The sequence below is a fragment of the Nocardia abscessus NBRC 100374 genome (assembly GCF_000308455.1).
Taxonomy (GTDB): domain Bacteria; phylum Actinomycetota; class Actinomycetes; order Mycobacteriales; family Mycobacteriaceae; genus Nocardia; species Nocardia abscessus.
Genome location: NZ_BAFP01000003.1, coordinates 51,353 through 63,974 on the forward strand (window position 1 = coordinate 51,353; position 12,622 = coordinate 63,974).

The 12,622-nt window shown below is 61.3% G+C and carries 14 protein-coding genes; 5 read left to right on the forward strand and 9 right to left on the reverse strand.

Translation table 11 applies throughout. The features are described 5' to 3' along the window. The first annotated feature begins 80 nt into the window (after positions 1 to 80). The 5 genes from ON19_RS00760 (at position 81) to ON19_RS00780 (ending at position 5,477) form a co-directional block, all read left to right on the forward strand. Entirely contained in the window at positions 81 to 2,240 is a 2,160-nt protein-coding gene (locus ON19_RS00760) for a peptidase domain-containing ABC transporter (RefSeq protein ID WP_169334147.1), read from the forward strand. Between the two features lie 79 nt (positions 2,241 to 2,319). Then, positions 2,320 to 3,318 carry a hypothetical protein gene (locus ON19_RS00765; RefSeq protein WP_157229549.1) on the forward strand — a complete coding sequence of 333 codons (999 nt, stop codon included), beginning with the start codon at positions 2,320 to 2,322 and terminating at the stop codon, positions 3,316 to 3,318. Beyond that, a complete protein-coding gene (locus ON19_RS00770; protein ID WP_157229550.1) occupies positions 3,315 to 3,815 on the forward strand; it encodes a hypothetical protein in 501 nt (166 codons plus the stop codon). The genes ON19_RS00765 and ON19_RS00770 overlap by 4 nt, the downstream gene beginning before the upstream one ends. A gap of 48 nt (positions 3,816 to 3,863) precedes the next feature. Beyond that, positions 3,864 to 4,142, forward strand: a complete 279-nt coding sequence (locus tag ON19_RS00775) for a phosphopantetheine-binding protein (protein ID WP_043684793.1) — start codon at positions 3,864 to 3,866, stop codon at positions 4,140 to 4,142. Positions 4,143 to 4,166: 24 nt separating this feature from the next. Beyond that, the gene (locus ON19_RS00780; RefSeq protein WP_043684795.1) at positions 4,167 to 5,477 is read left to right on the forward strand and encodes an amidohydrolase family protein; all 1,311 of its coding nucleotides are present in this window, start codon (positions 4,167 to 4,169) and stop codon (positions 5,475 to 5,477) included. Here ON19_RS00780 and ON19_RS00785 read toward each other — a convergent pair. The 9 genes from ON19_RS00785 to ON19_RS00825 all read right to left on the reverse strand — a co-directional run bounded on the left by ON19_RS00785 (position 5,474) and on the right by ON19_RS00825 (position 12,620). After that, positions 5,474 to 6,175 carry a TenA family protein gene (locus ON19_RS00785; protein ID WP_043684797.1) on the reverse strand — a complete coding sequence of 234 codons (702 nt, stop codon included), beginning with the start codon at positions 6,173 to 6,175 and terminating at the stop codon, positions 5,474 to 5,476. The two genes, ON19_RS00780 and ON19_RS00785, sit on opposite strands and share 4 nt — an antisense overlap. Positions 6,176 to 6,184: 9 nt before the next feature. Then, entirely contained in the window at positions 6,185 to 7,252 is a 1,068-nt protein-coding gene (locus ON19_RS00790; RefSeq protein WP_043684800.1) for an NAD(P)/FAD-dependent oxidoreductase, read from the reverse strand. Positions 7,253 to 7,259: 7 nt separating this feature from the next. After that, positions 7,260 to 8,054 carry a bifunctional hydroxymethylpyrimidine kinase/phosphomethylpyrimidine kinase gene (gene thiD / locus ON19_RS00795; protein ID WP_043684803.1) on the reverse strand — a complete coding sequence of 265 codons (795 nt, stop codon included), beginning with the start codon at positions 8,052 to 8,054 and terminating at the stop codon, positions 7,260 to 7,262. After that, entirely contained in the window at positions 8,041 to 8,547 is a 507-nt protein-coding gene (locus ON19_RS00800) for a nucleoside 2-deoxyribosyltransferase (RefSeq protein WP_051168398.1), read from the reverse strand. Before ON19_RS00800 ends, thiD begins: the two co-directional genes overlap by 14 nt. Before the next feature lies 1 nt (position 8,548). After that, positions 8,549 to 9,553: a thymidylate synthase gene (locus tag ON19_RS00805; RefSeq protein WP_043684806.1), complete on the reverse strand. Its 1,005-nt coding sequence runs from the start codon at positions 9,551 to 9,553 to the stop codon at positions 8,549 to 8,551. Continuing rightward, a complete protein-coding gene (locus ON19_RS38605) occupies positions 9,553 to 10,380 on the reverse strand; it encodes a phosphorylase family protein (protein WP_051168399.1) in 828 nt (275 codons plus the stop codon). Before ON19_RS38605 ends, ON19_RS00805 begins: the two co-directional genes overlap by 1 nt. Next, on the reverse strand, positions 10,377 to 11,342 hold the full coding sequence (locus tag ON19_RS00815) for a phosphoenolpyruvate carboxykinase (ATP) (protein WP_043684810.1): 966 nt from the start codon (positions 11,340 to 11,342) through the stop codon (positions 10,377 to 10,379). Before ON19_RS00815 ends, ON19_RS38605 begins: the two co-directional genes overlap by 4 nt. After that, complete coding sequence (locus ON19_RS00820) at positions 11,339 to 12,073, reverse strand: aminoglycoside phosphotransferase family protein (protein WP_043684813.1); 735 nt, start codon at positions 12,071 to 12,073, stop codon at positions 11,339 to 11,341. The genes ON19_RS00815 and ON19_RS00820 overlap by 4 nt, the downstream gene beginning before the upstream one ends. 172 nt (positions 12,074 to 12,245) lie before the next feature. Then, positions 12,246 to 12,620, reverse strand: coding sequence for a hypothetical protein (locus tag ON19_RS00825; RefSeq protein ID WP_051168400.1), 375 nt, complete (start codon positions 12,618 to 12,620; stop codon positions 12,246 to 12,248). Positions 12,621 to 12,622 lie beyond the last annotated feature (2 nt).

Genomic DNA, 12,622 nt, shown 5'->3' on the forward strand with positions numbered 1-12,622 from the left:
GTCCAGACGAGGAGAACGAGCACGCGAGGTTTCGATTGGAAGCCCTCGAAAGTCGTCGTCGCTCGATACGGTTCGGCCGTGTGACATTTCTTTCCGGCCGCGATCCACGGCAGCTGTCACTCTGGCGCAGGCGGTTCCTGCGCAACTCCGCGAACGTTCCCTTTTTTCCGCAGGTGGGGTACGCGGACTGCGGGCCGGCCTGTTTGCGGATGACGCTCGCCAGCCGTGGGGTGAGCGTCTCGTTGCACACACTTCGTGAGGAGACCGAAAGCGGCCGGAACGGCACAGCGGCCTCCGCGATTCTCCGGGTGGCGCGACGATATGGAATAGACGGCCGTGGCGTCAAGTGCAATTTGGCGGGGCTCCGCCATCTCGGCCCCGGCGCGATCCTGTTCTGGAAGTTCAATCATTTCGTCGTTCTCGACAGCACCACACAGTCACATCTGGTCATCGTGGATCCAGCCGTCGGCCGGCGCCGTATCGGGTGGGACGAAGCCGGCGAGAACTTCACAGGTATCGCTCTAGATTTCGTCCCGAATCCGACAGCACGACACCGCGGAGAAAAATACCGGCAAACTTTCGACGAACTGCGGGTCGCCGCCGGGTTCCTACCGCAGACCGGAAAATGGCTGTCGATGCTGGCTGCGTCGGCGCTGTTGCTCACCTTCAACCTCGCTTTTCCCTTGGTACTCGGCCGCCTGGTCGAGCGCCGGGACGGGACGTTGTTCGGTGGAGCAGGTCAGCTGCCGATATTCCTGTGCGCGATATTCGTCTATGGGCTGTTGCAGTTCGCGCGGTCCCGCTTGATCGTCACCGCCCAGACGCTCCTCGAGCAAAAGGCCGGGCACGCACTGATGTCCAGACTGATGCGTTTGCCTATGAGCTATTTCCTGATCAGGCACCCCGGTGACATCGCACACCGCGTCCGGTCGACTGCTCGGCTGAAGCAAGTGGTTTCAGTGACCACCGTGGGCGCGGTGTTCGATGCCACTCTGGTGATCGGCTACGTCGTCGTGATCGCAGGTCGGCAACTACTTCTTTCGACGGTCGTCTTCGCGTCCGTCCTGCTTCTCGTACTCAGGGTCGTATCGTCCTGGAGGCATGAACGGCGCCTATCGGCGGATGTCCTGGACGCCCATGTCCAGTCGGTCAGCAAGATATCCGAAATCATCAACAACATAGCCACCGTCAAATCACTGGGTGCGGAGGGTTCGGCGCATACGCAGTGGGCCAACGCTTTTTCGGCGGAACTCTCCGCAGGGACCCGTAAGCGCCGCCACTCCGGGGGAATCGCCGCATTCGTATCCACGCTCCAGTTCGCGACCCCGCTGACCGTACTGGTTGTGGGCGTACTGGTAGCGACCCAGCAACGCTCCGATCTGGCTTCTGCCGTCGCTCTCGGCGCCATCAGCGCCAGCCTGTTCACGTCACTGACGAATCTTGCTCAGGCCGCGGCGACACTGGTGGAACTCATACCGGAGCTGACCAGGATCAACGACATTCTGACCGCGCCTGTCGAGCGGCACTCTCCTGTTGGCGCCGGTTGGCTCGATCGGCCGCCTTCGGTGCGCCTCGCCACCGTGTCGTTCACCTATCCCGGCGCGAGATCGGCGGCGATCAGCGAGATAGACCTGGACATCGGGCCGGGCCGGTTCCTCGCCGTGATCGGACCATCCGGATCGGGGAAGTCGACCATCGGCATGCTGCTGGCCGGTCTGCTCGAACCCGGCAGCGGGAAGATATTCATCGGCGACCGAGACCTCGCCGACCTGGACCCCGCGGACTTCCGGAGCCGGATAGGCTACGTCGACCAGAATAGCGGCCTGATGTCCGGAAGTATTTTGGAGAACATCCGTCTCGGCAACGAGGAAGCATCGATCGATCAGGTATGCGAGGCGGCCACGGCAGCCGGTATCGACGGATTCATTTCAGGCCTGGCGATGAAGTACGAGACGATTCTCGGAGCCGGCGGTACCGGTATATCGGGAGGACAACGACAACGAATAGCTCTTGCCCGGGTGTTGGTCAAGAGGCCGCAGATACTGATCCTCGACGAAGCGACGAGTGCGGTCGATCCCGCCACCGAACGAGAAATATTCGATCGCATCCAAGGTTTGGGTGTAACACTCGTCGTGCTGGGTCACCGGGCTGCGATGGCGGCGGATGCTGATGCGATTCTCAACATCGAACGCGGTCGAGGGACTTTTACTCGCCGATCGTCACGCGACGCCGCCTCATGACGAACTCAGTGGTTCACCAAATGCGCCCAGCCGTAGCAGAACTCTGCGCTGTTGAGCCTGGCAGATGTCGAGGTACCAGATGAATCGCACCGGGCACGATCGCAGCGACCTCGTGTATCGCAGCCCCCGCGACGTGTCGGAGTCGCTCGCCATGGTCGGCCTGACCGTGGATGACCTGCTTCGGGAGGTTCCCATGCTGAATGCGGACGGGACTCGGCCATACTTGACCGGTTCGCTCGCCTTTGGCGTCGGGAACCGAGACAGTGACGTCGACATCCATGTGTTCGATTCGGGCAGCGGTACGGCCGTGCGGCCGTCGCTGTGCTGGATCGGGTCTACGACCATCGATGTCGCCGTATACCCCGTTGGGCAGCTGACGGAAATTCGCCACCAGCTTCAAACTGTGGAGGCCACCGGGTACCCCTTCGGGAGCCTGTCTCTTTCCGCCGGCCCTAGCCGAGGGCTGCGCAGAAGACTGTCGCGATGGGTCGTGGCGATGCCGCTCTACGGGGGAGTCGACCCGCTGATCGATGACAGAGCCTGCGGCCTGGCTCTCGCATGGCTACGCAAAGACGCACTGGATGGACTCGTTGTCGCTGTGGCGTTGGCGGAGGCGGCGTCCATCGCGGATATGCCGGCAACCGGGGTGGCGTATTTGTGGACAAGAGTGCAGCGTGCGGCTGCTGAGTTCTCGTTGCGAGCTGTCGGTGACCTGACCACCGGTTGGAAATGGCTCGGTGCGTGCCTACGTCGGCACAGTCTCGGATGGCCGAGCGGGATTGTCGACGTATCGTCGGTTCACCAGTTTTTCGAAGCATATGGAATCGCTATCCGCCCCCCGAGTTCGTATGTGAAAGTCGAGACAGGAAACGGATCCACATCCTTTCGTCTCCGGAGCCTCAGCTACCTGAGTAGCCGCCAGGGCGATGTGATCGATGGATTTTCGCCGCCAGGTCGGTCGTCGATGGACGATTACCTTGCCGAAATCGGCCCGAAGCGCCTCTTGGAATTGATCGGTACCGGTTTCCTCGACCTGCGCATCGACAACGAACTGTTGCGAAACGACCTGCTGCGATGACCGACCGTGAACCTGGGAGCCGAACCATCGACTGGCTGTTGCAGAACGGAGCGAATTCATGTTGGGCCTATGCACTCGAAGTGCAAGGCGCCCTCGATGATCTGCGTGCCGCGGAGGCGGCGGAGGATGAACCGCTTATGGCAGAGGTCGGCATCATGATGCTGCGGTCCGTCTACAAGTGTCAGCTGATCTACCGGAAGAATGCGGTCGATACCCAGGAAATAGAGTTGGACGCAAGCATCGCATTTTCCGACGACCCGGTAGCCGAGGCCGTACGGAAATTGGAGTCGATGGATCCGAGTGAGGTCGGCGTCGGACGAGAGATAGGTCGAGTGGCGAGGTCCTTTGCGGGCGGGCTGCGCGATATGTTGCCATTCGAGATGCCGTTGATAAGAGCTCGGGGTAGCGCGGCTGAAACGATGCGACTCGCCGCTGATCTGAGTCGGCTCAGAACGAGTAGAGGTATGAGCCCACTCAACTGGACACGGAGATCATGAGCGGTCGGTCGGTGCCAGTGCTTCGGGGGCAGAAAGGAACGGTTCACAATGAGCGAAAACGCAGGGCAAGATTATCGCAATGACCTGGAGAGGATTGTCCGATCCCATCTTACCTACTATCAGTCCGCTGATCGGTTGGACCCTGATGTCGAACTCTCGAATCTCGGTCTCGATTCGCTTACCTCCGTGCGACTGCTCGTGGATATCGAATCATCTCTCGAGATCGAGATACCCTTCGAAGACCTGGTGCCGGAAACGTTCCGGACGTTGGGTTCGTTGAATGCAGCGGTGAAACGGGCAATAGAAGCAACCGGAGAGCCCGAATAATCGACCGAGAGTGAATGAGTGAGCATGTACGATATTCTGATCCGCAATGCATATCTTCGCGGTGCGCCGGGCCTGTCCGACTTCGGTGTCCTCGACGGCAGGATAATGAGCATCGCGGCAGGGAGTCCACGGCAAACTGCCACCCGAATACTCGATATCGGCGGGCGCATGGTATTGCCCTCCTTCGTCGATGCGCACATGCATTTGGACACCGCTCTCACGCTCGGGCGCCCGCGCCACAATCGCAGCGGAACTCTCGCGGAAGGCATCGAGATCTGGGGCGAACTGAAGTCCACGTTGACATTCGAAGAAATCCGAGACAATGCGATGGAGGCATTGTTATGGGAAGTCGCGAAAGGAACCGGCTTCATACGATGCCACGTCGATATCTGCGATCCGGAGCTTCGAGCGCTTCGAGCGCTGCGTGAGGTACGAGAGGCCGCCCGCGGACTGTGCGAAGTACAGCTGGTCGCGTTCCCCCAGGACGGTGCCTTGACCTTCCCGAGCGGCAGGCGGTTGATGCGGGAGGCCGTCGAGCTCGGCTGCGATGTGATCGGCGGGATTCCGCACCAGGCTCCGACATACAGTGCGGGATGTGCTGAGCTCGATTTCGTCTTCGACCTGGCGACGCAGTTCGACCTCGACATTGATTGCCACTGTGATGAAACCGACGATCCGAATTCACGCTTCGTCAATGCGCTGGTCGAACGCACCGAGGCCGCAGGTTGGCATGGCAGAGTGACAGCAAGTCAGTGCACAGCGATGGCAGGCTATCCCAGCAGGATTGTCGAGGTTGTCTCTCGGCGGTTGGCTTCCGCCGGTATCTCCGTCATCGTCTGCCCCTTTGTCAATGTTCTGCTGCAAGGCAGAGGCGATACCTCGCTACGGCGGCGCGGTATCGCGCCTATTCGTGAGTTGCTCGCGAACGGTGTGAATGTCGCCGTCGGGTACGACTCGATCATGGACGCGTGGCTGGCACTGGGGGATGGTGACATGTTGGCGGCCGCGCAGTTGGCGCTGCTCCTCGGTCAGTTGAGCGGTTCCGACGAGACGCAAGTCGTACTGGATCTGGTGACGACCAACGGCGCGCGCGCCATGGGGATCCGAACCGGCTACGGTCTTGCCGACGGTGACCATGCCGATTTCGTCGTGCTCGATGCTGTTGATCCGGCGGAGGCGTTGCGCTTGGTGCCGGAGCGATTGTTCGTCTTTCACCGGGGACGCCAAGTGGCCTCGACAGAGCCTGCGCGTTCAACGATCGCCGGAGCGACGGGCCGGGAGATTACATTTCGTCCCCCTGGCCGCGTCCTACCGCCTGTCCGCGAGCCGACTTAGGGTGCGGTGCCGTTGTCGGCTGAGCCCGGCCACTGCTGGTCCATCACCCAGGCTGCGTCGAAGACACGGACCTGGTGTTCGAGGCTCCGCCGGTAGATCTGTCGCATGCGATCCCTGGCCTCGGTATCGACGGTTGCGGCGGTCGCTTCTATGAGGGCGAAATGCTGCTCGCGCATCTCATTTCGAGTGGGGCGCGTATACATATCGGTCCATCGCTTGAACGCCGAGTGACTCATATCCGTGTTCCGGAACCTCTCGCCGATCACCACCGTGAACAACGAGCAGGGATAGAGACTTGTCGCTATGTCTCCGAGCGACCCCTCGTAGGCAGTTCGTACCAGATGGTTCACATATCCTTCGCGGGCCGGGGAACATTTCCATCGGCTGTGCTCGATTCTTCGTTCCACGCCGAGTTCATCTAGCAGGGATTGTTTTTCGGACAATTCGGCCGAGGTCGACATGTCGTCCAACACATGTGCCGCCGCGCGCGCCCATGGGTGACCGACAGGTGCCTTGGCTATGCCGAGCGCCAAAGCCCTGTTGAACTCGGCGACGTGCGCACCGTCGTCGATCTGAAAGAAGGAGAATTGCGCGACCGTCAGGATACCGCCCGCCAGCGCTTCGATCCACGGATGGTTCTTGTACGCAGCCCATACCTCCGCGGTGAACTCCTCGCATTCCTCGATGAAGGTCGTCACATGTACTCCTCAGCCCGTGCGGAAACGTTCATATGAAAAGGGATTCTCGTGATCTGTTCGGCATCGAGCGGAAATGCTCTCAGTGAGCCGGAGCACCGTGCCAGGACCGGTGATGAAACCGCTTCCCCCGTGACCGCAGCAGACGAAGAGGTTGTCATCGAGGCGATCAATGATCGGGCGGCCATCCGGTGTGGTCGGACGTATTCCGGACCAGCTGCCTTCAATCCGCGAACCGCGCAGGGCGGGTATGAGTTCGATGGCGTTGTCCACAATGGCCTGGTCCAGATCAGCGGGGTCGGGTTGATCTTCGTCGATCCACGAGCCTCCGATGAGGAATACGCCATCCGCGCGTTGATGGGCCAGCAGAGCCACCGGTTGGTGTGCCGGGCGCGGATAGCCGACGGCCGCCTGACCGACGATGGTGGAGAAGAGCGGTCTCATCGGCTGCGTACGCAGGATGCGACCCCGGACTCCGGCTATCGGCACATCCACTCCGGAGTTTGCGCCCAATTCGCGTGTACCCAGTCCTGCGGCGAGTACGACGACGTCGAATTCCGAGCGGGAGCCGTCATTGTGGTGCATCGCCCATTGCCGTCGCCGCCCAGGGACGATCGCTCGAACTTTCGTGTGTTCGCGCAGGACTGCGCCGCGTGCGGCGGCGACCGACGCAAGGTGACGGACTACCTGATTCGGGTCGATGCGCCGCCCCTCGTCCTGCCACAGCCCGGCGGTGACGCGGGGGCCGAGGTATGGAAATCGAGCTCGCATCGTGGAGCCGGATATCAGGTGCCCGTCCACGCGTCCAGCCAGCGCGGTGGAGTCACCCGCATTGGCCACCAGCACCAGATTTCCAACTCTCCTCGCGCACGCGAAACGGTCGTAGAACGCAACGCTGTCTCGCCACAACGAGGTCATGCTCACGTCAGGCCGGACCAGTTGACCATGCGCGGCGGCGGAGGCTCCGTCGCCGACGCAGCCCGCGGTGGACAACGTCGTGGCGTATCCGGCCTCCCGCAGCACGATCGCTGCGGACACGCCCACGATGCCTCCCCCGACAACCCCGACCTCGATCCCCATATGACGACTATTCAGCTCCGTCACGCAGCGCCTGGGCTACATCAACTGGGTGTCTGCCCGACCCGATGCCTTGCCGGCCAACGCCGACAGCGCGGGACACAATCCGCTGCGCGAGATGCGCCGCTTCGGACAATCCACTTCCGGAACCCAGCAGAACTGCCAGCACTGCGGAATGCGCACAACCGGCGCCATGGTCGCAGCCGGTCTGGTGCCTGCGGCCGGGTATGGCGATGTGCCGGCGTCCATCGAACAACCAGTCGCCGCCTTCCGGCAGCGCATCGGTGATCACGACCGCTCGGGCACCGGCAGCGACCATTGCTTCTGCGACATCACCGATCTCCGCGTCGTCGCCGACGTTTCCGAGCAACCGTGCTTCCGAAACATTCGGTGTCACGACCGTCGCGGCAGACAGCAACGCACGGCGCAGCGCGTCGATCGCGCCCTGGTCGGACAATCGTGCTCCAGCGGCCGTGAAAATCACCGGGTCCAGCACTACGGGTACGTTCAGTGCACGGATCTCGTCGCCGAGCCACTCGATGATCTCCGCGCTCCACGTCGTACCGATTTTAACCGCGTCGGTTCCGATATCGTCGAGGACTGCCCGCCACTGCGCGGCGATCACCTCTATCGGGACGCTGTGCCGAGCTACGACGCCGAGAGTGTTCTGTGCCGTTACACCCACCACCACCGTGCTGCCGAACGCGCCCATGCCGGTAACTGCTTTGACGTCGCCTTGAATGCCGGCGCCGCCAGAGGAGTCCGATGAGCCCACGGTGAGAATGCGAATGCTACGACCGGCCATGCGTTCCCCCGGACACCGGACTCAGAGCCCATGATGCCCCGGTGGCACGGGCGAGCGAATCAACGGCGGTGGAGATGTCCGTCAGCGCTTTGTCGAGATCGAAAAACCGCACGTACTCGATCAGGGCGATGCTGGACAACCCGGTGACAAGCGCGGCGTAGGATACCGTCGCTTCCAGGAGGAGGATCATAGGCTTGGCCATTGCTGTTGCCCAGCCGATCTCCACATGTGTCCCCGGCGACGCCGGAGAGCCCGGGAATGCGATGAACAGGTCGCAATCGTGCATCCACTGGAAGTCACGCTCCGTGCAAGCTCGGTCCGAAACGGTGTTCAAACCCCAACCTTCGGACCGGTGGGCGTTGTGTACCAGCCAGCCGGCTTGGGTGAAGAACGCGGTGAGCAACTCGTATCTGTACCGGTACTCGGGGATGATCGAGCCGGTCTCCGGGTCGATCATCCCCTTGAAGGGTCCTCCGATGAAGACGGTGTTCACATCACGCATGAGATGCCTCTCGATCCAGCACCGGAAAACGCCTCGTCATCAGCTGCCGATATCGGGGATTGATCCAGTCCAGCAGTTCACTGATCGTTTCGGCATCCGCTGTCTCGCTGTACTTGACGCGCCTGTGCAGCTCCAGCAGCACCGCTACTTCGCACCAGTAATGTGGCAATTCGAGACTGTCGATATCCCCAGGAGCGAGCCGGCGCGCATTCGTCCGGAGTTGATGCTCGAGTGCCATGAGCCGCATGATGTCGCCGGGTACGTCGCCCTCCGGAATGGACGGCATCGGACTGGATCCCTCTGTGTTCTCGGTGGCCAATAGGTCTGATGCCGCGGGCAGATCTGGATCGTACACGTGTATCGAACCGACCATGTGGGTGTAAGTACCGACGCTGACCCCGAGCTGGCGGGCCAGCACCTCCTGAAGAAAGGTGAACGAGAAAACGTCGCTGACCATGCCGCGATAGGCATCGTTCGCCCGCATATAGCCCACCGCATGCAGCCGGCCCTCGCGGAGAAGAAACTGCAGCGCGAGCGTGCACGCGACGTCTATGTTGTCGGGTATCTGCAGTTCTTCGGCCTGATATATCTGAATAACCGCGCGCTTGCTATCCGGATCATTGCGAAGCTGCATCAGCACGGCATCCCACTGGTCTATTCCGGCAGCACCATATCTACTGATGCGGGGGCCGTAAGCCGTCCCGGTCAGCCGCACACCGTCCGAAGAATATCGTCGCACGGAGGGTGCGTAGTAGGACAAGTATGCGAGGTCGTCTCGTCCGGTCAAATACCATAGAGCTTCGGCGAAATTGAAGACAAGGTTGGACCGACGCGACGGATGGGTGATCAGCCGGTCCAGCGGATTGTCGATCCGGAACCCCGCCCCGAGTAGCTCCAAGCTGCGAAATCCCCGCGGCGAGACCTGGTAGGAGTCTTTCTTGAGAATGTCGTCGAGGGTGTCGAGATATGCATCCTGGAAGTTGTCGTAGACATTCATCACATGCCCTCGGGATAAGACATGAACATATCCCGGTATTTGGCTCGTGGTCTCGAAGCGCATCCGCAGTCGTCCGGCTGCTTCGAGGTACGTGTGGCGAGCCCGGCCTCCAGAATCGCCTCGAATTTCTCCCGCCCGATCCCGATCGCTTCCCGGGACCTGGCACGGAACTCATCGGGATCCTTGGTCGACTCGTCGCGCATTTCGTCGTACGAGTCGATCGCGACGGCAATCGATGCATAGTGCAACGAACGTTGTCGCGCGAGCGTGAACTCGGGGTCCATGGTCTGCCCGACTATGGTCGCGCCGAGTCGTTGCATCAGTTCCAGCTCGGCCAGGGTTTCTATCCGCCCGAACCCGTAGAAACCGAAGTAGACGCCCTCTTCGTGGACGGGAATTCCGGTCACTCGCGCACCTCGAACGAGCAACGCTCGTAAGAAGGGGCACAGCGACGGAATGACGTGGGCATTGGAGAAGCGCACGTTCGGCGCGGTCACCGCTCGCTGCGGTCCGGCGAAGCAGACGAGGTCGTGCGGAATGACGAGGTCGCCGCTGCTGACGCGACTGTCGACACCCCCGACGACGAAGGTCCCGATCACGTGATCGACGCCGAGTTCGTCGAATACCAGCTGGTTGGTCTCGTACGGTATATCCCAACTGGGCGTGCGTATCCCCGGGAATCGTCCGTACAGAAAGTGCGTCTCGACACCGCCGAGTTTTCCCGAAAAGACCCGGTCGACCGGGCCGTTCGCGGTGACGATCCGCTGTTGCCGAAACGCTTCGTCGCGGATTATGCGATCAGCGCGCAACACTACGCCGAGTTTCATGACGACTCCACCGCCGAGAACATCACTTTATCCATCTCCCTCAAAAATTGTTCGACCCATCCCGATCGGGGGTGGTCGAACTTGAATATATCGACGTTGTGCGAAATGAGCTGGGCAGTATCGTCCATGGACGGAAAAGAGAGACCCAAATCGCTGATGAACTCGTGTCTGTTGCGATCCGGATACCGCTCGACATGTTTTTCCACGAGTTCGGCTGCCTGCCCAGCAGGAATTCTGCGCATAACGCCATCGGCCGCTGTCGAACAGCGCAACTCGACGAGGGCATCCACCCGCATGGTCTGTGCCGCACGACCTCCGATGGCCGGCAGTTCGGATGGTGAAAGAAAGATCTTCTCCGCCGTGGGCACTGCCACGTTCGCAGGGTGGAGGCGGGCTGCTCGCGCCAGGTCGGCGAGAGGGAGGGCGGGCCTGTGCTCAGCGAGTGAGCCGACCCGGACACCGATGGAGCGCGACGTTCCCATGGCAGAGGCGCGGTCGGTCAGCGCGAGCATCGTGTCGTCGTTGGAGATGAACTCTCCCCCACGGGACCGAACGAGGGAAAGCGCCGCCGTCGTCTTTCCCGCGAACTTGTTGCCGACTATCACGACTCCGCGGCCCGCGACCGTCACCGCCGCACCGTGAACCGGTCGCCATCCGGCCATCATCGCCGCGATGCGATCGAGGGTGCGAATGTATCTGTTGGTAAATGTGGACACCCAATCGGATGAGCCGACGATGTTCACCTGTCGATCGGCGACCTGCCAGTCGACGGCGGGTTCGGAATCCGGACCAGAGGAAACTGAGCCGGTTTCTTCGATGTGAATGGACCAGTAGTCGCCCGCTGAGGACGCGGGCACCGGTTCGAGAAAGGGATCCACCGTATTCGCGATCTGATCCAGGATATCCGCACTGCCGTGAATCGAGTACAACGCGTTTATGGATTTCAGTTTGATGGATTTCATCGCCGAAGGGCTTCCAGTATCCTATAACCTTGGTCCGCGAACTGTTCCTCGCGCTGTAATCGGGCCGTCGTCAGCGTTGTCACGGCGCATCTGATCCGACTGAATCGCAACAACACCGGGTCGGGCCAGGGTCGGGTAAGCCCCCGTGCGCGACGATAAGCGGCTGCGAACAGCGACTGCCCGTTCGGTACGCGGGTGAGTTCTCGATCCCATATCCGGGCCAGGTCGAGTTCGGCCGGGCCGGTACAGGCGCGCTCGAAATCGAAAACGACATGTCGGCCAGAGCATTTTGCGACGTTGCGGGACGAAAAGTCGCCGTGCAGAACAACCGACGGAGTGGTCGTCGCGATTTCTGACGCGGCGGTTACCAGGTCCTGCGCCCAGGCGCCGGCAACCACCGATTCCACTTCGGCAAAACTATCCGGAGCGATGCGCGCGAGACGCTCGACAGCCTTCTCGTACGACGCGGGACTGATGTGGTCGGCCGCGATGCCACTGCTCGGTGGTAGCGGGCAGTCGTGCACCGCGGCCAGTAATCTTGCGGACACTCCCAGGCCGTCGCGGTCCAAGGTGACCTCATCCAAATGTGCCCACCCGAATGCTGTGTACGCGCCTACCTTGTCCAACATCCCACTGTTCACGAATCGGGTTGTGATCGCTCTCGGCAGCTGTGACGCCACCGCGGCCTCGGTGGCGCCTCGGCGATCCGACGCGTACAGCTTCAAGAACACTGTGCCCTCGCCTCCGTGACCGGAGAACCAGGCATTGGCCGAACGACGGTCCGCTGTCGGAGCTTCTATCTGGCGAAGTCGTCGATAACCCAGGCGAACGCGGATCTGCTCCACGGTAGTGGCGGGCAGCCGGTCGACCAGGCCGCCGGCGAATACCGAATCACGCGTGAGTTCAGTCGTTACCGGCTGCCGAACGTACGATTGTGTACGGCCGGTCGCCTTCCTGGAACCACACGAGTTCCTTGATTCGCTCATCAGAAATTTGTTCCCCGTCTTCAACAACCACAAGTTTGTCGTCATCCTCGTATAAGCGATGCACAACAGCGATACACAAGCCCTCGGATTCGGCAACCGGACCGGTCGGTCCTATGAGATATGCGTCGAGATCCTCACCATCGGGCGCAGGGACGCCTGGCAGGTAGCCATAATTCAGGTCGTAATGAAACCCGTCGGTCGGATGGTGTGACCCCAACGGCCGGTCGATAACCACCCGGACATGCTTGCCGAGGAACGCCTTGCCGAGCGCCAGTGTTTTGCTGTTGTCCATGC

Coding starts and splice junctions, on each gene's coding strand:
- ON19_RS00770 (WP_157229550.1), top strand. CDS start 3,315: ATGACCGACCGTGAACCTGGGAGCCGAACCATCGACTGGCTGTTGCAG.
- ON19_RS00780 (WP_043684795.1), top strand. CDS start 4,167: ATGTACGATATTCTGATCCGCAATGCATATCTTCGCGGTGCGCCGGGC.
- ON19_RS00790 (WP_043684800.1), bottom strand. CDS start 7,252: ATGGGGATCGAGGTCGGGGTTGTCGGGGGAGGCATCGTGGGCGTGTCC.
- ON19_RS00765 (WP_157229549.1), top strand. CDS start 2,320: ATGAATCGCACCGGGCACGATCGCAGCGACCTCGTGTATCGCAGCCCC.
- thiD (WP_043684803.1), bottom strand. CDS start 8,054: ATGGCCGGTCGTAGCATTCGCATTCTCACCGTGGGCTCATCGGACTCC.
- ON19_RS38605 (WP_051168399.1), bottom strand. CDS start 10,380: ATGAAACTCGGCGTAGTGTTGCGCGCTGATCGCATAATCCGCGACGAA.
- ON19_RS00775 (WP_043684793.1), top strand. CDS start 3,864: ATGAGCGAAAACGCAGGGCAAGATTATCGCAATGACCTGGAGAGGATT.
- ON19_RS00815 (WP_043684810.1), bottom strand. CDS start 11,342: ATGAAATCCATCAAACTGAAATCCATAAACGCGTTGTACTCGATTCAC.
- ON19_RS00825 (WP_051168400.1), bottom strand. CDS start 12,620: ATGGACAACAGCAAAACACTGGCGCTCGGCAAGGCGTTCCTCGGCAAG.
- ON19_RS00805 (WP_043684806.1), bottom strand. CDS start 9,553: ATGAATGTCTACGACAACTTCCAGGATGCATATCTCGACACCCTCGAC.